This is a genomic window from Mucilaginibacter sp. P4_A11, assembly GCF_056402535.1.
In genome coordinates this window covers 169749-192657 of the sequence record NZ_JBFUHE010000015.1, presented here as the reverse complement: position 1 = coordinate 192657, position 22909 = coordinate 169749, and the positions used below count along the sequence as shown (strand labels likewise).

Sequence of the window (22909 nt, the reverse complement as noted above, 5' to 3'; positions counted from 1 at the left end):
GTTTTAATTAACGATTTTATTTAATTGGTAATAAAATAGATTGTTTATGAAAATTTTTTTAATGATTTTTTAGAGTAGGTAGTTTTTGTGTAATGATGAAAATTAAATGAAAAAATAGACAAAATTATTTTGAATTATTTTTACCTTTTACAAAATATAATATATGTATATTCGTTATTAAAGAAATTTAATTCTGAAAATATGCTTATCACCAAATTTGATTTGTACAATGCCGAGTGGCTCGACCTTGTATTTGACCGTCGTAATAAAAATTACGGCGCTTATGAATTAAGACAAAACTATGGGCGTACCATGGCACGATCTATGGGAATTGCTTTTGCAGCGGTAGCGCTTTTATCGGCGGCAAGTATTATTTTTAAAGCTAAGCCGAAGCATGAAACTACAGTTGGTATGACCGAGGTTGACCTTACTAAAATATTACCACCTCCACCTAAAAAGGACGAAGTAGTGGAGCCTCAAAAAAGTCAACCCGCCGAACCTGTTAAGGCAGCAGCGCCAACTCCTACCATTAAATATACAACGCCGCACGTTGTGCCTCAGGATGTGGCAACCGAACCTCCGACGGTTGCTGATCTTAATAAAAATGCGGTTGGTTCGGAAACTATTAAGGGTGACGGTCCTCCGACTAACGTATTGGATACTAAACCAGAGGGGCCGGGTGGGCCTGGCGTAACAGAGGATAATGGTGTTCATACGCTTGGTGATCCTCTTGAAGTAATGCCCGAACCACTTGGCGGAGCTGCTGCATGGGCTAAATTTTTACAGAAAAATCTGCGTTTCCCACCCGCTGCTCAAGATGCCGGTGTATCAGGTAAAGTTTTCATGAGCTTTATTATCGAAAAGGATGGTACGCTTTCAAATATTAAAGTTGACCGCCCTGCCGGCTACGGTTTTGATGAAGAAGCCCTGAGGGTATTAAAATTAGCCAAAGCCTGGAAACCAGGCGTACAAAACGGACAGAACGTACGGGTTAGGTATAGCATCCCGATAAGCTTTCAGTTAGCGACAGAAGAATAGGTAGTAATTGGTGTTATGTTTTTAATGATGTGTGTTATATTGTTGCTGACTGTGTTCAGGCCCCGCGAAAGCGGGGCTTTTTTGTATATTATTCAGGTAGAAGTATAATCAGATCTCTCATTTCTTATTATCCATCATCCCTCTTAGTACCTCATTGTACAGCGATTGTGTTGAAACGATGGCCGAATATTTTGCATTTTCTGTTATTGCAATAAAAGGTTCCTCGGCAGCGAACAGCGCATTTGTTTGCTCCTGATTGCCCCAGTTTTTATCGATCTGCTTTTTTATCAATACCGGGCTGAATACTTCATCGATGTGTACAATGTTGATGTGCTTGGCTTCTGCCTTATTTTCAATAGTTTCGCCAAGGTCATGCTGTAAAAGCTGCTCGGTCAATAATTCGTTAGGCAGACCCGTGATGGTTGAAAATGCCATCCAACTGTGGTTTAAGGCAAGCATACCCTGCATCCAGGGTGGTGCCGGTGGAATAGTATAATAATTGGTAGGAGGCAATGGGGTTAGCGGACCTAACAGTGCCCATTGTGCGGCTGCCGCACGGGCTGCATAAAAGCTTTTTGAATACCGTGGATCTTCTTTCAGTAATTGTTCCAGCAGGTCGCCGGGGCGGGCCCAGCCTAAATAGATTTGCTGTTTGGCTTCTATAGTTGCTGTAAAAACAATTTTATCCGGCTTTTTAAGCCGGTCGGCACCAGCTAATAAAACTAACAGGCGGGTTTCCCACCAGGCGTGACCGTCTTCCAGGTCTATCACCGCAACGCCCGAAGCGGTAGCGGCGCGTAGCGTTTCGAGGATATTGGAAGTACCGCTATCTGCAACATATTGCCCCCGCACCCCGATGTTGGCAGGTACGGTAAAGCCTGAATTTGATAATTGCTCTATTTTAGAAAAGTCGATCTTGAGGTCGCCATAGCCTATGGTACCCCCGCGTTCAATAACCACGTTGAGAATAGCAAGGACAATAGGTAATAAGCTTAGTATAAAAATGCCGATCAATACTGTGTTACCGGATGAGTCGGCAGGCCAGCCGGTATACGAACGAAGCAAACTGGTAATGAGCAGCAAGGCCAATAAAACAACAATGGCGGTAATGATGCTCACCTTGGGACTAAACGGCCAGAAACTATGCTCATTTGTTTTCATGTATTTCACCCTCAAATACTATACGAATTATGATAGAGGCACGGTAAAGCGTGCACAAAACCCTAACCTTTGCAGGTAGATCAGTCAAAATGATAATTTTACGGTCAGGATAGCTTAAAATTCGATATAAAATATTGAAAAACAATACGTTGAATCACGTTTTGGCTTTGCGGTTTTTACGTGAATGTAAGGGGGGATTGGAGCAGGAGGGGTGACTACTTTACACGGTGTTGATATACCGTATCTCCGCCCATGCTTTCAATAATAAGGCTATCCTTGTTTTTAAGTTTAAAAGCAAAGCTCGGTTCACCCCAATCATATTTGATGCGGATGCTGTCGCCTGTGATTTTATACTTATAGGATACAGAATGTTCGGGATAATAAATGGAATCCTTATTTATTTCGAATATCGGGTTTTCCTCGCCGTTAATAGCCCAGATGCCTATAATGTCTTTTGAAACGTCGCCGTTGGATGAAGTTGTATTTGCAGTTTGCTTATTTTTTGTCCTATCAATGTTTTTGGCAGGATCATTTTTTGCTATGATGTTTCTTTTGTTATTAGTTGAGTTGCTATTACAGGATAGCATGATCAGCAATAATGGAATAAAAAGCAGCTTTTTCATTTGTGAAAGGAAAGGCTGCAATTATAAATAATATTAGAGGATTTTTATTTATTACAACGCCTTTAGTACCGGGTGCACGGACATAGCATGAAGATAACTACCTGGTAACCTCCGGAGCAGCCTGGGCCATCTCCCTTATTGATACCCAACCATAAGGACTACCCTTGTATCTAACAAAAACAGTCATTGATCTTCCGCGGCCAATTGATGACTTCCCGCCATTTATTGGAGTGCTCCTGAAAGCGAAGATACAGGTTTCGATTATCGTGCTTCCGTTGAAGGCTGTGCTTTCAACCTGGTTCTGGATTAATTCCATTTTGGTAGTACGGAACATGGCCGTTAATCCTTTAGCCAATTCCGCGCGACCGGTAACCACATTGTTGCCGCCAAAATATTTAACAATATCAGGATGGTGCAGCGCTACTAAAGCTTTCACATCGCCGTGCGCAAACGCAACAGTAAATGCGGCTTTGGTTTTTTCAAGCGCGATTTTGTCGGCGGCAAGGTTATCGCTTTGCGTCGATGAACAGCAACTATTTAATATCAAAAAAATGAAAAGGAAATAGCATAATGTTTTCATACCGTTTGTTGATTTAATGACAACAAAATAGTGAATATTGACCGTGTTGATTTTGGAAATTGACGATCACATCCTGTAAGTTGACAAGATGCGGGTTGGGGATGATGATTGGAACTAATGCTAATATAATATGTGTTGATTTATCATAATTTATTATCCCTTAATACTTTACCATAAGTTTAAGTTATTAACTTTATGAATCAATCTTAGCCTATATTTATGAAAATACAAACTGAACCCATCGGCAGCATTCCGCGCCCGGTTTACCTACAACAAGCCATGACCGCATTTGCCGGCGGACAAATTAAAGCCAACGAATTAGATGCCCTGTTTGACCAGGCTACCCACGAAACCATCATGGAACTGGAAGCCACCGGCTCGCCCGTAATTAGTGATGGGGAGCAATCAAAACCGAGCTTTGTTACCTACCCGATGCAGGGCTTTAAAAACTTTGCCGCCGATGGTGTGGTGATCCCTTTTGCCGACGGACATACCCGTCAGTTACCAAAGCTAACCGCAGGCCCATTTCATTACACCACTTTTGCAAACTCATACCTTAACCGCGCCAAAAAGTACGCTAATTTGCCGGTGAAGCAGGCGGTTATTTCCTGCTCGGCCATGAGTTTGCTTTATCCGCAGGAGGGTATCGATGGCTACCCGCGCGACCAGTTCCTGGCCGACCTGGTGAACGATGCGGCTTATGATATCCGCTCATGCCTTGAAAGCGGCGCGTATAATGTGCAAATTGATTTTACCGAGGCCCGCCTCGCCATTAAGTTAGATCCCAGCAAACAACTGCTGTCGGCATTTATTGATCTCAACAACCAGGTACTCGACCGCTTTACAGCCGAAGAGCAAAAGAAAATAGGCGTACACACCTGCCCCGGCGGCGACCATGATTCTACCCATAGCGCAGACATTCCTTACACCGAGCTGCTCCCGCTGTTGTTTAAGCTCCACGCCGGTAATTTTTACCTGGAATATGCCGCCGAAAAAGATAAGAAAACGGTACTCAACGCCATCAAGGAAAACCTCGGCGCAGGTCAGCGGGTGTTTTTGGGTGTTACCGATGTTATTAACCCCAAAGTAGAAACCGCCGAAGAGGTAAGTGACCTGATCCTCGAAGCCGCACAGATCATCCCCGTTCAGCAGCTCGGCACTACCGACGATTGCGGTTTTTCACCCTTTGGTGATGATACTTCAACCGCGAGGGAAATTGCTTTCGCGAAGATCCGCGCAAGGGTAGAGGGCACTAAGCTGGCGGAGAAGGTGCTGGGGAGGTAAAGAAATTTAACACTGATTCAAGTTTAGCTAATACTGGTTCAAGTTTAGCGACAGCGTAACTTGGACCTAAAACCCTGCAAGCATCCTGCTTGCGAAGCTTAATTGATATTTTATTCGTCCTAAAATGAGTTAAGCTGAAAGCTTAACTCATTTTAGGACGATGTTACGCTATCGCTAAACTTCGACCAGTAAACTATTCTGCTGCTATTTTTTTATCATATTCAGCTTGCAATTCATCAACCTGATCGTAATAATTCTTCTTATCAGCAAAAACTGCCGGATTATAAGGATCGCCTGGTTTGTGTTTGCTGATCAGGTCAAATTGGGTACCATGGGAGGCTAACCAGATATCAAATTTTAAGTTCTTCATTGCTTTTAATGTATAAGCGTAATCCTTAGCAATACCAGGATAAGAGGGTATATCTGAAAACTTTTTATCGGTAACAATAGTAGGCATATTGGCGATCAAGACTCTGTAGCTTTGTTTATCGTCTTTTACATCAAACAAATAGCTACAGGAACCTTTTGTGTGGCCCGGGTGGTGAAGTATGGTGAGCTTCATGTTCCCCAGCTTAATACTATCGCCATTGTGTAAAATACGGTCAACTTTTACAGGCGTGAAGGTGCACACATCTCCTTTAAGATCGTAATCGGAAAGTCCTCCGCCGGCTACTACAGCTGCATCACCTTCGTCAACCATCATTTTGGCTTTAGTTATCTTCTTGATGGCTGCCATAGCACCCAGATGATCAAAGTGGGCCTGGGTTGTTAAGAGAATTTTCGTGTCCGAGATCTTGAAACCCAAAGCCTTGATATTGGCTTTTATTTGTGGTTCGGAGGATGCAAGCCCGGTATTGATCAGGATATTACCCCCAGGAGTTACGATGAGATAACAGGCCAGATCGGCGGTGCCTACATAATAAAGATTGCCCGCGATTTGAAAAGGTGGAAATGGCCGTGTCCATTCCGGATGCTTTTCGGCCGATGGCTCCAGCACCTTTTGTGCCTGAACAATTAAAATGCTGCACAGGAAAAATAACAAGAAAAGCGTTCGTTTCATTTTGGTAATCTTTTAAAGGGCAAAGAAATCATTTTATTTTTTCAAGGGCTATGTTGAAATAATATTTCCTTTCGTTGGCCCTCCAGAGTCGTTAACTTAAGGAAAAAACACGGGATTGTGCGATTCCCCTCTTGAGAGGGGCGGAGGGGTGTGTTCCTTCGCTTTGCTTATCGCTTACAGAAACACACCCCTGCTACCACTCTTTCCTCCGCGCCCCCTCTCGAGAGGGGAGTTAAATCTTTTATTTAGTCGCTGAAGTTAACGCCTATGGTCTAAGTCACCAGTGTGCCGCATGTGCATTGTACGATGGTACAAATGCAACAAACTCGAAAGTATTTGCAACATACGCGTAAGCGTTTTTTTAATAGGTAACGTTTTTTTGTAAGGTAATTGCACCGGTGTTATAACCAGGAACGATGGTGTTTGGTGCAATTAAATTGTTATCAATTCTAAACCTGATATCTATTAATTACCTATGAAAAAAACTTATCAACCCGGAATTTTCCGCATTAAACCGAATGTGTTAAAAATCAGCCGACTAACTGCCGTTGTTGGCTTGTTACTTTTTGCCGCCTGCAAAAAGGACTCGCCATCTGTAACTAAAACAACCACAGGTACGGACACAACCCATACGGGAACAGGCACCGGTACAGGAACGGGCACTGGTACCGGAACAGGCACGGGAACGGGCACCGGGACAGGAACCGTGATCGATACCCTCACTCCCAGCAAAGTTGCTGTTGCCGCTTTAGATGATGAGGTGAATACCTTTATGACTACGTATGATGTTCCCGCGGTATCTGTGGCTATTACCAAAGGCGAAAAGCTGGTTTACTTGAAAGCTTATGGTGTAAGCGATAAATCTAAAGGTACTAAAGCCGTTATCAGCGACCGCTACCGTTTGGCCAGCTGTTCAAAACAGTTTACCTCTGTCGCCATTATGAAACTGCTCGAGCAGGGTAAGATAAAACTGACAGACAAAGTATTTGGCGATGGCGCTATTTTGGGTAAAACCTATGGTACTAAAACATACGGTTTGCATATTACCGATATTACGGTTGATGAACTGCTGCACCATACATCCGGGGGCTGGGGCAACTCGGTAGACGACCCAATGTTCAGTAACCCAACAATGACAACTGCGCAACTCATCACCTGGACTTTAGATAACCGTCCGCTCGACCGTGTACCGGGCACCAATTACGACTACTCCAATTTTGGCTACTGCATATTAGGGCGTGTGATAGAAAAAATTACCGGGCAGACTTATGCAGATGCCGTGAATACACTGGTATTAAAGCCCATCGGGATTACCGATATGACTATTGGAGGTAACACACTGGCCGAGAAGCAGACAAAAGAAGTTACCTACTATGGCCAGTCGGGCGAAAACCCTTATGCCTATAACATTACGCGGATGGACGCGCATGGAGGCTGGGTAGCTACCGCTGCCGATCTGGCCAGGTTCCTGGTTTATATAGATAAATTTCCGGTACGTGCAGATATACTTACATCTGCCACTTTAACCACCATGTACACAGGTTCAACAGCCAATGCAGCTTATGGCTGCGGATGGGCCATTGCCGGCAATAATTATTTTCACCAGGGAAGTCTGCCGGGTACAGCCACAGAGCAGGCCCGTTTGGATAACGGGTTTAATTTTGTGTTCCTCACCAACACGCGCAGTTTTAAAGTGAATTTCGATTCTAACCTGGATCAGATCTTCTGGAAAGCTTTCGCTAAAAATCCAACCTGGGCTACGGAGGATTTGTTTTTGAAATAGTTAAAGGAAGCCTCTCTCCACCACGTCATTGCGAGGTACGAAGCAATCGCGAACTGTACAGGGGGACTGTCTTAGCCGCTCTGTAAGTAGGGGATTGCTTCGTACCTCGCAATGACGTTTTTTTAATCAGCTTTTAATCGAGTTTTTATATGAAAATCAATAGTTATAAATTCATAGTAGTTAGCTTATGCTTGCTGCTTGGCTTTAAGGCCCATAGTCAGCAAATAGATACCGCAAAAGAAAACGGGGCAATAAAGCAACTTGTCAAAAATTATGAAGATGCCTGGAACCGGCACGATCCTAAAGGCCTGGCCGATAATTACACCGTTGATGCCACCTGGGTAAACTGGTTTGGCGCATACTACAAGGGGAGGGATGATATTCAGTTTCATTACCGGCAGGTGCATACTACCTATTTTAAATCCACGCATTATTATACCCGCGCGGTTGAAGATATTAGTTATCCCTATCCCAATCTCGCTATTTCACATGTACGAACCGGCTTGGACGGCGATGAACGCTATCCTGGCGAAACGTTTGAGTTTAGGAGGATGATTGTGCTGGTGAAACGTGATGGCGTTTGGAAGATCCTGGCCGGGCAGAATGCTAAATTGGAGAAAGGTATAAAATAGCGTCTCGTCCTAAAAGCGGGCCAAAAGGCGCAGCCTTCTGGCTGTGAGTGAATAGGCCTACGGTATCGGACAGCGCTGAGTTGACCGTGCAACTTATTTTGCTTCAGTTTTGAAAAGAAACCAGTAATGGTGCCAATAATCGCGCATGGCGAGTTGACCAGACAATTACTAACTACCGGAACATAAAAAATCTTTCTGTTGCCGGACTGCCCGTCGGGGCTTATCTCTATAACATACGTTTCCTCACTAATACCGCCGCAATTACACTCCCGCTTATTAATGTTTTCAAAGTTTTTTGCTGTCAAATTACTCATGAATTTGGTCATAACGGCATCAGCTATGTATCGCAAGCAAATTCAAGCAGATTTACCACAAGGCACAGCTTTGCGGTAGTAAAAATCAAAGACGCTGCCGCAAGGCTGTGTCTTGTGGCCCACATGCAAAGTATAAGCCAGTAAAAGCAGCCGGTAGAACAAGTTTAATAGTTTAAGTCCTACTAATGGTGTCACTATTTTGCCAGTACCCCTCAAGCATGAAGTGCTAATTTCGATAAATCTCAAAAAAACATAAAAAACGCCCCAGCTGGCGCGAGTATGCAGCGTTGGCAAAAGCGTTGCGTACTCGTGACTTTGTTATCAAGGTTATACAGCCAATATCTGATTTAGAATGTCACGAGTACCCCACAACACAGTTCCGCCCTGCATACTCGCGCCAGCAAAAGAAAAGTTTAAGACCTTAATTTAATGATTTTAAACCATAATAATGGTGTCACTATTTTGCCAGTACTCCTTGAGCCTGAAATACAGATTTAAGAAAATTTTAAAAAAAATATAAAAAATAGGGGAAATGGATGACAGCAATAAATCTGCGTTTTAACGCTGATATTTTACCCTCAAAAGTTTTAAATTCTGATTATTAGTTATTTAACTATGTTTCAAGTAAAAAGTCAATTATTTGATTATCAAGGTGTTTCATAAAAATGGTGTTCCGCGTTTTTACATTCAAAATTTGGAACACGCTCATTTTTTAAAAAAGGACACCGGAGATTTTTTTATTTTTTTTCGGGAATCAAAAAATTGGGACAGCCGCTTTGTTACAAAATGCCTTAACTTATGGAACCGTCTACCTGTACCTTTCGCCTTTCAGCTTTTACCTTTAACCTAAACCTTAAACTCCCTTTCACCTTTCCCTCAAAAAATCATACTTTTGCGCATCCTTTCAAATAAAACAATATTACATTGGAGCACCAGGAATTAACTACCGTTGAAACCGCTAAAGATCTGGGCCTTTTACCCGAAGAATTTGTACGTATAAATGAAATATTAGGGCGTGTGCCCAACTTTACCGAGCTTTCTATTTTCTCGGTTATGTGGAGCGAACACTGCTCATACAAAAATTCAATTACCTGGCTTAAAACTTTACCTAAGGATAGTCCGCGGATGCTGGCTAAGGCAGGTGAAGAAAATGCCGGTCTGGTTGACCTTGGCGACGGCATCGGCTGCGCCTTTAAGATCGAATCGCACAATCACCCTTCGGCCCTTGAACCATATCAGGGTGCTGCTACAGGCGTGGGCGGTATCAACCGCGATATATTTACCATGGGCGCAAGGCCTATCGCGCAGCTTAACTCCCTGCGTTTTGGCGATTTAACACTCGATAAAACCAAATGGTTAGTTAAAGGTGTGGTTAAAGGTATTAGTCACTATGGCAATGCTTTCGGCATCCCAACCGTAGGCGGGGAATTGTTTTTTGACGATTGCTATAATGTTAACCCGCTGGTTAACGCTATGTCGGCCGGTATTGTTAAGGCCGGCGAAACCGTTTCGGCTACATCATACGGCGTGGGCAACCCGGTTTATATAGTTGGTTCGGCTACAGGTAAAGACGGGATCCACGGTGCCGCCTTTGCTTCTAAGGATATCACTGAAGATTCGGTGAACGACCTTCCTGCCGTACAGGTAGGCGACCCGTTCCAGGAAAAACTGTTACTGGAAGCTACCCTTGAGGTGATTAAAACCGGTGCTGTTGTTGGTATGCAGGATATGGGCGCTGCCGGTATCATCTGCTCGAACTCAGAAATGAGCGCCAAAGGTGAGCACGGTATGCGGATCGACCTGGATAAAGTACCGACCCGCCAGGACAACATGAAACCTTACGAGATCCTGCTTTCTGAATCACAGGAGCGGATGCTGATCGTGGTTCACAAAGGCCGCGAAAAAGAAGTTGAAGCCATTTTTGATAAATGGGATCTGAACTGCGCTATCATTGGTGAAGTTACCGATACCCAGCGTTTAGAATACTTTATGCACGGCGAAAAAGTGGCCGATGTACCTGCTGCTGATCTTGTATTGGGCGGCGGTGCCCCGGTTTACGAACGCGAATACCGAGAACCTGCTTACTTTGCCGAAAACCAGAAATTTGATATCGATGACGTTGCCGAGCCTGCAAACCTCGTTGAGGTTGCTGAGCACCTGGTTAGTCATCCTAATATCGCTTCAAAACGTTGGGTAACCGACCAGTACGATAGCATGGTAGGTGTACAAACCATGACAGCTAACCGCTCATGTGATGCTGCGGTTGTTGCCGTTAAAGATACTGACAAAGCTATCGTGTTAACTACCGACTGTAACTCGCGCTATGTATATGCCGACCCATACAAAGGTACTGCCATTGCCGTTGCCGAAGCTGCACGTAACATTACCTGCGCCGGTGGTGAGCCTGTGGCTATTACCAATTGCTTAAACTTTGGTAACCCTTACATTCCTGAAGTTTACTGGCAGTTTGTGAGCGCTATTAAAGGCATGGGTGATGCCTGCCGCAAGTTTGAAACCCCTGTTACCGGTGGTAATGTGAGTTTCTACAATCAGTCGGCCGATGGTGGTTCGGTGTTCCCTACGCCAACTATTGGTATGCTGGGTGTGATGGATGATGTTGATAACATCATGACTGCCGACTTTAAACAGCCCGGCGACCAGATCTATTTGATCGGCGAATCGGTTAATGACATCGCTTCATCACAATACCTTGCTTCATGGCACAAAATCACCAAAGCGCCTGCGCCGTTTTTCGATATCGACAAAGAGTACGATATGCAACAAACCGTTAAGGAACTGATCAAACACAGAGTGATTGAATCGGCCCATGACGTTGCTGATGGTGGTTTATATATTGCCCTGTTAGAGTCATCAATGCCTAACGGTCTTGGTTTTGATATCGCATCTGATGATAGCATCCGTAAAGATGCTTTCCTGTTTGGCGAAGCTCAGGGCAGGGTAGTGGTAAGTGTTGCCCCTGAAGAAGAAGAGCGTTTTGTTGAGGTAATGGCTACCAGCGAAGTTGAGTTTACCCTATTGGGTACGGTAACCAACGGCGCTTTAACTATAGACGAAGAAGCCTTTGGTCATGTTACCGATTTGAAAATGGTTCATGCTAACATCCTTCACGGTATTTTAGGAGAATAATGTTAAAACTAAACAGGGTACATCATATAGCTATCATCTGTTCGGATTACGCAAGATCCAAACAGTTTTATACCGAGGTACTCGGTTTAAAAATAGTCCGCGAAGTTTACCGCGAACAACGACAATCATACAAGCTTGATCTGGCATTGGGCGACCTCTACCAGATCGAGCTTTTTTCTTTTCCCGATCCGCCTGCAAGGCCATCCCGGCCAGAAGCTGCAGGTCTGCGTCATTTAGCTTTTGAGGTTGATGATTTGGATGAAGCCGTAGCACATATAGCTTCGTTTGGTGTGGATGTAGAGCCGATTCGTGTAGACGAATGCACGGATAAACGCTTCACCTTTTTTGCAGATCCGGATGGTTTGCCGCTGGAGTTGTATGAGGTTTGATTTGCGTCATGCCGAATTTATTTCGGCATCCCACGGGACAGGTCTGTTTCGTTTTTAGATAACTTTTGTTGTTATTAACAATCATTCGCCCGCTCAATCGCCGCGGGTTGGCTTTGTTCTTTTTCTTGATAAAAAGAACCAAAAATCAAGTCAGCAGGGAGGCTTCTTTGCGCTCATCCACCCCCTGTGCCTATTGCTCGGGCCTTTGCCCTGCAAACCGGGCAGAACCACGGGCTGCAATTATTTTGCCCAGCCACACTTTACCAATGCTTCTGCAAAAACTTGCTATGCCCTTGCAGCCGCACAGGCCACCATTGTTCTGCCCGCTTTCGCCCGAAGCTTTCCTGCTGACGGGGGAAGAAAAGATGCAAGAAATCAAGAGGTAAGAGACAAGACTTAAAACAATGTCATTGCCTTTAGATTAGCTTCAACAATAATAATAACCCCTATTATTTTGTTGAAGCTAATCTAAAGGCAATGACATATTATTGTTATTAATCCCAAAACAAAAGCGGGCAAAGGCCTGACAAAAAAGCGGGCCTGGGAGTATGGCTTGCGAGGGGAAGCATTTTTTTGTCTTGATTTTTTGGTTACTTTTTCATCAAGGAAAAAGTAACTGGCTCTCGCCCGGCCAAGAGGGCGACGGTGTAAGTTATTTAGCAGTAATATAATTTATACCCAATCGACGGAAAGTTTTCATCTCGAAATAATAACTTCGCCCCCATGTTCCGTTTTAAACAATTCAGCGTTGACCAAGCCGGCTGTGCCATGAAAATCAATACCGATGGTGTCTTGCTCGGCGCTGTGGCCGGCGCAGATACGCCTTCAAATATCCTGGATATTGGCACCGGAACAGGGGTAATAGCCATGATGCTTGCCCAGCGGTTTACCAATGCCGAAATTGACGCTGTTGAAATCGACGAACAGGCGGCTGCGACAGCGAAAAGTAATTTCAGCAATTCGCCATTTAGCAGCAGGCTAACGCTTTACTCAAAAGGATTTGAACTGTTTTTTTTCGATCATCCTGATAAAAGGTATGATCTTATCGTATCTAATCCCCCGTTTTATATTAACTCCCTGCAATCGCCGGGAGCAAAGATCAATTTGGCCAAACATGCTGCTGATGGTTTCTTTGAGCGATTGATATCAACCGTTGCAACACAGCTTACGCAACAAGGGATTGGCTGGTTAGTATTACCAATTGACACAGCAGGTTTAGTTAAAGACCTGGTTAAGCAGCACGGACTTTACCTAAAAAAGATAATCACCATACACTCTTTTAAGGATGATGCAGCGCACAGGGAGATCCTTGCCTTTGGAATGAGCAATGAACCGCTAACTGCCCATAAGTTTATTATTTACAGCGAACCAAAAGTATACACGGAAATGTACCGTGAGTTGCTAAAGGATTTTCTGACGATATTTTGAGGCTCCGTCTTGATTCTTGAATCTTAATTCCTGACTCTTTAATTCTATCTTTACCCAATGACCCGCATAGGCCTTATTTCCGACACCCATAGCTACCTCGACGACGCCGTATTTAAACATTTTGAAAATTGTGATGAGATCTGGCATGCCGGTGATTTCGGCACTATTGAACTGGCCGATAAGCTTGCCGCATTTAAGCCATTAAGAGGTGTATACGGTAATATCGACGATAAAGACGTGCGTATAGTTTACCCCGAACATTTACGCTTTAAATGCGAGGATGTAGATGTATGGATGACTCACATCGGAGGCTACCCCGGCAGGTACAGCCAAAACATCAAAGGCGAAATTTATAGCAATCCGCCAAAGTTATTTATCACCGGGCACTCGCACATTTTAAAGGTGATGTTCGATAAAAAGATCAATTGCCTGCACATGAACCCCGGCGCAGCAGGCAAGCAGGGCTGGCATAAAGTGCGTACCCTGTTGAGGTTTAATATCGATGGTGATAAGATCCAGGATCTGCAGATTATTGAGCTGGCAGGGTAGTGGTGAATGGTTTATTAGGTTGATTGGGTGAATGGTTCTTACACCATTCCTGCCTTAGCATTCTCTGCCTCAAAAACAGAATCAATAAGCAGGGGAGGGCGTTTGCCGGCTGCTACTGCCAGTTGGTCGCAACGCTCGTTTTCAGGGTGACCGTTATGACCACGCACCCAGGTGAATTTAATTTTATGCAGTTTGCTTATCGTCAAATAGCGCATCCACAGGTCTTTGTTTTTTTTACCTGCAAAGCCTTTTGCCACCCAGCCATTAACCCAGCGTTTTTCGATAGCATCAATAACATATTTGGAGTCGGAAAAGATCATTACATCCTGATTGGGAGTTTTGAGTGCTTCCAGACCTTTTATAACCGCCAGCAATTCCATGCGGTTGTTGGTAGTTTTGCGAAACCCTTCGGATAGCTCTTTATAATGTTGTCCCGAACGTAATATCACCCCATAACCACCCGGTCCCGGATTACCGCTTGAAGCCCCGTCTGTAAAAATCTCGATCATATTTTAAGTCCATGGACGATAGTTGATAGTCCATGGCAAAAGTAAGAAACTTTAAATCATACGCAGTATTGATCGCCAATCAAAAAAAACTATGGACTATGGTCTATCGACCATCGACTTTTTTAATCTTCAACCTCAACGAATTTCCTATCACCACTACATCCGAAAATGCCATGGTAAGCGCGCCAACCATAGGATTAAGGAAACCCATGGCAGCTACCGGAATGGCTATAATGTTATAGGCAAATGCCCAGAAAAGGTTTTGTTTTATAGTAAGCAGGGTATGCTTGCTGATCTGTAAAAACTTGATGACTGATTGCAGGTCGGTATTAAGCAACACCACACTGGCCGATTGGATAGCAACCTGGCTGGCATCGTTCATGGATATCCCAACATCGGCATGGGTTAAGGCAGGAGCATCGTTAATGCCATCGCCTATCATAATAGTTTTACCCTTTTGCTTGTAGATATCGATCACTTTTAGCTTCTCATCGGGGAGTCTTTCGGCATGTATTTCGGTAATACCTAATTGGTTGGCCACACTAAGGCAGCGGTCCTTTTTATCACCGCTTAATAATACGGGGATAATGCCCATTTTTTTAAGCTGGTTAATAAGTGCCGGGGCCTCGGGCTTTATCTGGTCATCAACGGCAATTTGCGCCATCAGTACCTGGTTTTTATATAATACGATGTTGAAATTAGCTTCGTGGTTTGTTTTGGCCGTACCTAAAAAGTAATTATTGCCATTAATATCTTCGGCCCGCATACCCAAGCCTTTTTCTTCCTTAACCGATTTTAAAATGAGCTTTTGTTGAGGTAGTCCTTTTAAGCCGTTTACAAGCGACTTGGCTATCGGGTGATTGGAACGTTCCTCAATGGCGGTGATAATTCCTCTGATATGCTCTATGTCGGCACCTTCTTCAATTCTGATCTCATTAACGGTAAACTTGCCGGTTGTAAGGGTGCCTGTTTTATCAAATACCACATATTTAGTATTGGTAACGGCTTCAATAGTATCGCCGCCTTTTACCAGGATCCCATTTTTTGCTGCCCTGCCCAAACCAACCATAACGGCAGTCGGCGTAGCCAGGCCCATAGCGCAGGGGCATGATATTACCAGAACAGCAATGGCGTTCATAATTGCATGCTGTAAGCCGGCGCTGCCCACAAAATAAGTGAGCATAAAAGTGATGAGGGCAATCAATATTACCGCAGGCACAAATACAGCCGCAACCTTATCGCCCAGTTTTTGAACTGGTGGTTTAGCTGCCTGGGCCTTCTTCATCAGGTCAATGATTTGGGCAAGGATGGTATTGGAGCCAACACGGGTTGCCAGCATGTTAAAATTGCCGTTAAGCAGTATCGTACCGCCAATAACCTTGTCATATTTTTGTTTTTCAACGGGAATACTTTCGCCGGTAAGCATGGCCTCATCAACCGAACCCTGGCCCGAAAGGATCTCGCCGTCAACCGGCACTTTATCGCCCTGGTTAACCAACAGCGTATCGCCGGGACGAACATCTTTGGCATTGATCACCTCAATGCTGCCGTTTATTACACGGTTGGCATTCACTTCCTGGAATTTGATCAGATCTTTTACCGCAGAGGTAGTTTGGCTTACCGAACGTTTTTCAAATACGTTACCCAACAGCACCAGGGTAATGATGGTGGCGCAGGTTTCATAAAATTGATATTGTGCTCCCAGATTTTGTATTGTGCCGATAAGGCTGTATATAAATGCCGATGTTGAGCCCACAAAAATGAGTACATCCATATTAGGGATGCCACCTTTAAGCGAGCTGATAGCACTTTTGCCAAAATGCAAACACCCAACAACAAAAACCGGTAGGCATAACAGCAGCTGAACAATGGGCTGATGAAGGAAATGCCATGGCAGCACCATGTGCAGTAAAAGTGGCGCAGTAAAGATAGCACAGAAGATAAATTTGTTCTCTACCCGTTCGTAAAATGGTACCAAATGGCTGTTAATGTCATCAACAACTTTAAATCCTAAATTTTCTATACCTTTTATTACTTCGGGCACTTTTGCCTCGTCGCTGGTCGAAAATTTTACCTCTTCGCCGGCAAAATCAACAAGGATATTATGTAAGCCCTTTTTTTCGAGGAATTTATGGACAGACATGGCACAATTATTACAATGCATGCCAGTCACATTCAGTTCAATTAATTGCTCAGCCATTTTACAAAACTACCTATTAATAATAATCGTTCTAAATTAAATAGGTAAGTTTAATGTAATTTTAAAAAAGAGTTTGCAAGTAACCAATAGTTTTCTATTTTTGCACTCTCCAAAACGGTAGATGTAGCTCAGTTGGTTAGAGCATCGGTTTGTGGTACCGAGGGTCGTGGGTTCGAGCCCCATCATTTACCCTTCACGGGGCAAAAGATTTTCAGAAATCTTTTGCCCCTTTTTTTTGCCTCTTAATTGCTTATCCGGCAGATGTACAAACTGGAAGTTGTCCCTAACTTTAGCGGTTGGAGTTTTAAATTTTCAAAAGTAATTTTTCGGGAAACATCGAATCGGCAAGCACAAAAATGGCATTTAGTTTATTTTCCGGTAACTGATATATGACTTTCAATGAATGGCTCCCGTCATATCACATTAACCCGCTCTGGAGCATTTCTGTCGGACGATGCTGCCTTTCATAAAGCTTCGAGCTTACGATGTGGGGCATGGAAGTATATTGTGTTTGGTAAATAAATTATTACATTTGGATACCAATTATAATGTTATTTACACACTTATCGGTTATAAGTTAATTATAATGAATGTGGAATAGATAGCCCTTTTTAGAAAGAATGGGTATCTTCTTTAACACAATTATAATTGAATATAATTGAAGAATAGTCCCCCATAGATAATTAAAAAAGCGATGTCAGTACAATTAGATGAGAGCGAATTAATAAGGCAATTCTCTCATGGCGGCAGAAAAGCCTTTACTATATTGTATAACCGCAACAGTAATAATCTATATCGTTATGTTTATTTGATCTGCAAATCAAAAGAATTAACCGAAGAGATTGTGCAGTGTGTTTTCATCAAAATATGGGAACGCCGGGAAACATTGGGAAATATTACTTCTTTCCGATTTTACCTTTATCGCTCTGCTAAGAACCTGTTATTGGATCATATCAGGAGAAACAGAGCCGAAGCCAAAATACTGGCTATAGTTCAACCAGAATCCGAAGAAAGCCAGGAACGATCAGATGATCATATTAATTTTAAAGATTACCATCTGATAGCTCAGGAGGCAATTAATCTGCTCCCCGAAAAAAGAAGGCAAATTGTGGAATTACGAACCAAATACGATCTTTCTTTGGATGAAATTGCTATAAAATTATCCATCTCCAAAGGCACTGTAAAAAAACAGCTATACAGCGGCATGGATTTCGTCAGAAAATATATACATAATCACAGCGAATTGACCATAGCATTATTCTTAATTGGTTTTTGGAGCCTGTTATATTCAGCCTGATCATTTAAGTTTCCTGTCGCTCGAAGAAAAACTAAAGAAAATAAAAAATATTTTCTTTAGCGTACTCCTTTGTTCCTTCCTGTTCGTCTTATACACATATGGACGAAAGAACACGCCGCAACTTTCTTGAAAATTTTTCTGAGAACCAGCATACCGAAGAAGAACACAAGCTTTTTATTAAATGGCTTGAATCACTCCCTGAGGAAGAGATCGAGGCTGTATTAGACGAGTATGGCCAGTTTTTTAAGGACTTTCCAGATCATAAGCCTGTACAACATCCGGGGCTTTTGAGGGAAATAGAAGCAAAACTGGACGCCATGGATACTGAAGGCAGTCAATATAACCCTGTCAGGATTAGAAGGTTCTCTTTAAAAAGGGTGCTTGCTATGGCTTCTGCGATACTATTGTTTATCACTATCGGGATATATATCAGGAAGACATCCGATAAACAACTAAATACAAAAAATGCAACCTATTTCAATAAAATATCCCCTGGTGGTAATAATGCGGTACTAACACTTGCCAATGGTTCTAAAATTATATTGACAAAGGCTAAAAATGGAGTTTTGGTTAGCCAGGCTAATATTACAGTGGATAAGACTGCCGACGGCAAGTTGGTATATAATGCGTCTGGAAAAAAAGGGGAGGCTGCAAGTGGGGGGCAACCGGAATATAATACGATTTCCACACCTAATGGCGGCCAATACCAGGTTGTTTTGCCTGATGGTACGAGGGTTTGGTTAAATGCAGCTTCTTCGCTTAAGTTTCCTGTTGTCTTTACCGGCAAAGAACGGAATGTTGAATTATCCGGAGAGGGTTATTTCGAAGTAGCAAAAAATAAGGCTATGCCGTTTAAGGTTGCTATTAATCATTCTGTAGTAGAGGTATTGGGTACACATTTCAATATTATGGGCTATGCAGACGAGAAATCTACTAATACCACCTTGCTTGAAGGTTCAGTAAAAATCACCTCAGGAAAAGAACAAAAACTTATTGTGCCCGGCGAGCAGGCCCGTGTGAATGGAGAAATAGAGGTGGCTAAAGTAAATGCAATGCAAGCTGTGGAATGGAAGAACGGAAATTTCAACTTCTCGCACGAAAACATAGAAACTATTATGCGTAAAGTGGCCCGCTGGTACAATGTAAGTGTACAATACCAGGGCAATATTACAAATGAGGGCTTTGTAGGGACTGTACCACGTTCTGAAAACATAACTGAAGTTTTAAACGCGCTTGAATTAACAGGATTAGTACACTTTAAAATTATTGAGAGGAGGGTTATAGTTATGCCATAAATTTACTCATGGTATAAACTTAAAAACGAAACCGGAAGTGCAGCGAACACCCCCGGCTGATGTTTGAGTTTATAACCGATATATTATTGATCCACAACGATAAACCAATTAAACCCAAACATTTCAAAGATATGAAATTTTATACTCTTACCGGGTATAGGCATTCGGCCTATATTCATAAATTTCTGTTGGTGATGAAACTTACCATCGTTTTATTGATCACAGCTTTTGTCCAGATATCTTTTGCTGCCCGTGCTCAAAAAATAACTTTCTCGGGGAAAAATGCGTCCATTATACAGGTATTTGCCGAAATACAAAACCAAACAGGTTACACGTTTCTCTACACCGATGAGATGCTTGATGGAGCGAGCCCATTAAATGTAGATTTTAAAAACACCCCCCTGGCCGAAGCGCTTAATAAATGCTTCCTTAATCAGCCGCTGACTTATACCGTAAAAAATAAAGTAATTATAGTTCAGCGTAAATTACCCGAGCCGGAACCGCTGGTTGCTCTGCAGGCAGTAATTGTGAGAGGCAAAGTAACCGATGAGAAGGGGGAACCACTGCCGGGTGTTACCATAGCGCTTAAGGGAAAGGCCATTAATACCGTAACCGATAACGCAGGAACTTATACCATTACTATCCCTTCGGGCGAAACCAATGCGGTGCTCGCATTTAGTTTCGTTGGTTTTGATGCGAAAGAAGTGGTTGTAGGCAACCAGACGATTATTAACATCAAACTCACCGTTACAGATAATAAGCTGAATGAGATTGTGGTGGTAGGTTACGGTACTCAAAAACGGGCTACGCTGACCGGTTCAGTGGCAACGGTTAACGCCAAAGCATTTGAAGATAAAGGCAGCCTGGCCAATCCATTCCAGGCCTTACAAGGACAGGTACCAGGCGTACTGATAACAAGAGGTTCTGCAGCTCCCGGCAACGAAGGCTGGAATATCAATATCAGGGGGGCATCATCCATAAACCCGACAGATGCATTAGTTGTGATTGATGGTGTTGCTGCTGTTGGCGTCCGGTCATTGGATGCTATCAACCCTAATGATATTGAGAGTATGTCGTTCCTGAAAGATGCGTCGGCAGCTATTTATGGCGCGAGGGCTGCTGGTGGTGTGGTGCTGATCACTACTAAAAAAGCAAAAAGCGGTAAAACAGTAGTACAATACGATGGTTCCTTTTCAAGCAAAATTGTGGGCCTTCAACCTCATTTAATGAACGTGGAGCAATGGGCCAATGGTGTGATTACGGCCAGGAGAAATGATGGATTTGATGATAGTGATGTCTGGATCAAGTATGGTAAGCTGGCTTTGGCCAATTTGAATAATTATATAGATATCAAAACCTATGGAAGTAACCCCTTACCAAATTTTAGTGATGTAAACGATTATGTGTTTTTTAACAACAGCTGGACAAATGTTTTATGGGGAACGGCAAACTCAACCCAAAATAACTTAAGTGTTGCCGGCCGTACCGAAAAGGCAGGCTACCGGATTTCTTTAGGGTACATGGACGACGGAAGTATCCTGCGATGGGGAAATAATTCCAATAAACGATATAATGTACGTTTGGCTAATGATTTTCTGATTGGCGGCAAGGTGAAAATCGAATCAAATATAGCCTATGACCGTAATGATGTTTTAACGCCGACCCTGATCAACAACGTACTTGGGCAGTACGCCCAGCCGGGGATGCCTATATCTACTATTAATGGCGGGCCATATGCCTGGGGAGGCCAGCTTAACCCCAACTGGCAAGCCAAACTGGGCGGCGATAACCGTTTGACCAAAGCAAACGTTTATATCAATGAAAAAATTAATTATGACATTTTAAAAAGCCTGAAATTTGTTGCCACCCTGGGCTATAATACCAACAATGCAAACCGCTATACGCAGCAAAACTCAATTCAGTGGTACAATTATTTAGGCACTGTGCCAGGTATTACTAATCCTACACAGGATGCATCCTATTTTAAACGTGCAAATCTTGGCGAAGACTACTATAATGCCAATGCTTATTTCGAATACAAAAATACCTTCAGCACCGACCATTCTGTAAGTGTTACAGCAGGCAGCCAGTATGAGCGCGACGAATATGATTATTTTGATGCTACCGTCCTTAACCCGGTTTCACAGGATATTAAAACATTAACCGGTATTGGTAATCAAACCAACAGTGAAACTAAAAACCATTATGCAATAGGTTCTGCATTTAGCAGGGTTAATTATGCCTATAAACAGAGGTACTTGCTCGAAGCCAATTTCAGGTATGACGGCTCTTCCAAGTTTGCCGAAGAAGACAGGTGGAAGGCATTTTATGGCTTTTCCGCAGGCTGGCGAATCAGCCAGGAAAATTTCATGAAAGGTGTTACTTTCTTTAATGATTTGAAGTTGAGGGCATCCTATGGCGTAGTGGGTAATCAGAGCGGTATAGGTTTATATGACTATATCCAGCAATTGGTTTTGACTAAAACCGGCACGGTGACCAGCAATAACCCGATACTGGGCTCGGGGCAGGCGGTAACCGTTGGCCCAACCAATGGCCTGGTGAGTTTAAACAGGACATGGGAGCGTATTAGAAACAGCAACATAGCGCTCGATTTCTCGATATTGAACAGTCGTTTAACCGGTACTGCTGAGTATTTTATAAAAGATAACAGTAATATGCTGTTACCGCAAACTTATCCTACAATTTTAGGGGCCCAGGCGCCGGCTGCAAATATCGGCCACCTGAAAACCAATGGCTGGGAAGTTAGCTTGTCATGGGCCGATAAAATTGGCGAAATTGGTTACAATGTAGGAGGCAATATCAGCTACAATAAAAACAAGCTGATTAACATAAACGGGGCTACAACTATTTATGGTGGATATAATGCCGCAACTCAGGGCTACCCGATAGGTTCGGTGTTCGGGCTGGAGTATGCCGGCCGCATCCAGACACAGGAACAGGCAGACGCTGCGACCAAGCTAATTGCCGGCTCTGATATTCCGGGTGGTTCTTACACAACTCATATCGGCGATAACTCCTATAAAGATCTAAATGGCGATGGCAAAATCACCAGCGCCGATTATAAGTATTTAGGTACCGACGATCCACGGTATTCTTACTCTTTCAATGCCGGGGTACAATGGAAAGGTTTTGATATCTCCGTAATTTTTCAGGGGGTAGGCAGCAGGACCATTTTTCGCAATGGCGACGTATGGCGGGTGCCTTTTAGCGCCGTTTACCTGAATACCACCAATCAATCGGTAAACAATAACTGGACGCCAGAAAATACCGGCGCTTATTATCCTAAATATTCAACTAACGGCACTGTTAATTCCTACAACTACCAGCCCTCTTCATGGTCGGTTGAAAATGGTGCTTACCTGCGTTTAAAAAATGCGGTAATAGGCTATACAATACCTCAAAAACTGATCTCTGCAACCAATTTTATATCAAAACTACGTGTTTATATCTCAGGAAACGACTTGTGGGAAATAACTAAAATAAAAGATGGATGGGACCCTGAAGCTCCCCGAAATGTGATCACGACAGACGGAAGCCCTTATTATGGCCGCTATCCATTTTATAGATATTTAACCGCCGGTGTAAACGTTACCTTCTAA

At 43.2% G+C, this 22909-nt stretch carries 17 protein-coding genes and 1 tRNA gene; 12 read left to right on the top strand and 6 right to left on the bottom strand.

Features of this window, described 5'->3' with window-relative positions:
• Positions 1-201 precede the first annotated feature (201 nt).
• The gene (locus tag AC1DUD_RS24890; protein ID WP_477379490.1) at positions 202-1038 is read left to right on the top strand and encodes an energy transducer TonB; all 837 of its coding nucleotides are present in this window, start codon (positions 202-204) and stop codon (positions 1036-1038) included.
• Between the two features lie 117 nt (positions 1039-1155).
• Here AC1DUD_RS24890 and AC1DUD_RS24885 read toward each other — a convergent pair whose 3' ends face one another.
• The 3 genes from AC1DUD_RS24885 to AC1DUD_RS24875 all read right to left on the bottom strand — a co-directional run bounded on the left by AC1DUD_RS24885 (position 1156) and on the right by AC1DUD_RS24875 (position 3402).
• Positions 1156-2199: a hypothetical protein gene (locus AC1DUD_RS24885; protein ID WP_477379488.1), complete on the bottom strand. Its 1044-nt coding sequence runs from the start codon at positions 2197-2199 to the stop codon at positions 1156-1158.
• 215 nt (positions 2200-2414) lie between these two features.
• Positions 2415-2822: a hypothetical protein gene (locus AC1DUD_RS24880; RefSeq protein ID WP_477379486.1), complete on the bottom strand. Its 408-nt coding sequence runs from the start codon at positions 2820-2822 to the stop codon at positions 2415-2417.
• A 97-nt stretch (positions 2823-2919) separates the two neighbouring features.
• Positions 2920-3402, bottom strand: a complete 483-nt coding sequence (locus AC1DUD_RS24875) for a YybH family protein (protein ID WP_477379484.1) — start codon at positions 3400-3402, stop codon at positions 2920-2922.
• A gap of 219 nt (positions 3403-3621) precedes the next feature.
• On the opposite strand from AC1DUD_RS24875, the gene AC1DUD_RS24870 reads away from it, so the two are divergent.
• Positions 3622-4686 (top strand): cobalamin-independent methionine synthase II family protein, encoded by a 1065-nt coding sequence (locus AC1DUD_RS24870; protein WP_477379482.1) that lies wholly within the window; start codon positions 3622-3624, stop codon positions 4684-4686.
• A gap of 193 nt (positions 4687-4879) precedes the next feature.
• On the opposite strand, the gene bla is transcribed toward AC1DUD_RS24870, so the two are convergent.
• The gene (gene bla / locus AC1DUD_RS24865) at positions 4880-5746 is read right to left on the bottom strand and encodes a subclass B3 metallo-beta-lactamase (RefSeq protein ID WP_477379480.1); all 867 of its coding nucleotides are present in this window, start codon (positions 5744-5746) and stop codon (positions 4880-4882) included.
• 475 nt (positions 5747-6221) lie between these two features.
• Between bla and AC1DUD_RS24860 the strand changes: the two genes are divergently transcribed.
• The 6 genes from AC1DUD_RS24860 (at position 6222) to AC1DUD_RS24835 (ending at position 13988) form a co-directional block, all read left to right on the top strand.
• Positions 6222-7529 (top strand): serine hydrolase domain-containing protein, encoded by a 1308-nt coding sequence (locus tag AC1DUD_RS24860; protein ID WP_477379478.1) that lies wholly within the window; start codon positions 6222-6224, stop codon positions 7527-7529.
• Positions 7530-7678: 149 nt separating this feature from the next.
• The gene (locus AC1DUD_RS24855; RefSeq protein WP_477379476.1) at positions 7679-8161 is read left to right on the top strand and encodes an SgcJ/EcaC family oxidoreductase; all 483 of its coding nucleotides are present in this window, start codon (positions 7679-7681) and stop codon (positions 8159-8161) included.
• 1238 nt (positions 8162-9399) lie between these two features.
• Positions 9400-11622 (top strand): phosphoribosylformylglycinamidine synthase subunit PurL, encoded by a 2223-nt coding sequence (purL, locus tag AC1DUD_RS24850; protein WP_477379474.1) that lies wholly within the window; start codon positions 9400-9402, stop codon positions 11620-11622.
• Complete coding sequence (gene gloA2 / locus AC1DUD_RS24845; RefSeq protein ID WP_477379472.1) at positions 11622-12011, top strand: SMU1112c/YaeR family gloxylase I-like metalloprotein; 390 nt, start codon at positions 11622-11624, stop codon at positions 12009-12011. Before purL ends, gloA2 begins: the two co-directional genes overlap by 1 nt.
• Before the next feature lie 723 nt (positions 12012-12734).
• Positions 12735-13439: a tRNA1(Val) (adenine(37)-N6)-methyltransferase gene (locus AC1DUD_RS24840; RefSeq protein WP_477379470.1), complete on the top strand. Its 705-nt coding sequence runs from the start codon at positions 12735-12737 to the stop codon at positions 13437-13439.
• Positions 13440-13496: 57 nt separating this feature from the next.
• Positions 13497-13988, top strand: a complete 492-nt coding sequence (locus AC1DUD_RS24835) for a metallophosphoesterase family protein (protein ID WP_477379468.1) — start codon at positions 13497-13499, stop codon at positions 13986-13988.
• A 38-nt stretch (positions 13989-14026) separates the two neighbouring features.
• Here AC1DUD_RS24835 and rnhA read toward each other — a convergent pair whose 3' ends face one another.
• Together rnhA and AC1DUD_RS24825 are read right to left on the bottom strand one after the other, a co-directional pair.
• Complete coding sequence (rnhA, locus tag AC1DUD_RS24830; protein ID WP_330862677.1) at positions 14027-14497, bottom strand: ribonuclease HI; 471 nt, start codon at positions 14495-14497, stop codon at positions 14027-14029.
• Positions 14498-14600: 103 nt separating this feature from the next.
• A complete protein-coding gene (locus AC1DUD_RS24825) occupies positions 14601-16697 on the bottom strand; it encodes a heavy metal translocating P-type ATPase (protein ID WP_477379466.1) in 2097 nt (698 codons plus the stop codon).
• Between the two features lie 117 nt (positions 16698-16814).
• Here AC1DUD_RS24825 and AC1DUD_RS24820 point away from each other — a divergent pair.
• The 4 genes from AC1DUD_RS24820 to AC1DUD_RS24805 all read left to right on the top strand — a co-directional run bounded on the left by AC1DUD_RS24820 (position 16815) and on the right by AC1DUD_RS24805 (position 22909).
• A tRNA-His gene (locus AC1DUD_RS24820) sits at positions 16815-16888 on the top strand.
• Between the two features lie 503 nt (positions 16889-17391).
• The gene (locus AC1DUD_RS24815; RefSeq protein ID WP_477379464.1) at positions 17392-17994 is read left to right on the top strand and encodes an RNA polymerase sigma factor; all 603 of its coding nucleotides are present in this window, start codon (positions 17392-17394) and stop codon (positions 17992-17994) included.
• Positions 17995-18092: 98 nt separating this feature from the next.
• On the top strand, positions 18093-19289 hold the full coding sequence (locus tag AC1DUD_RS24810) for a FecR family protein (protein WP_477379462.1): 1197 nt from the start codon (positions 18093-18095) through the stop codon (positions 19287-19289).
• Between the two features lie 131 nt (positions 19290-19420).
• On the top strand, positions 19421-22909 hold the full coding sequence (locus tag AC1DUD_RS24805; protein ID WP_477379460.1) for a TonB-dependent receptor: 3489 nt from the start codon (positions 19421-19423) through the stop codon (positions 22907-22909).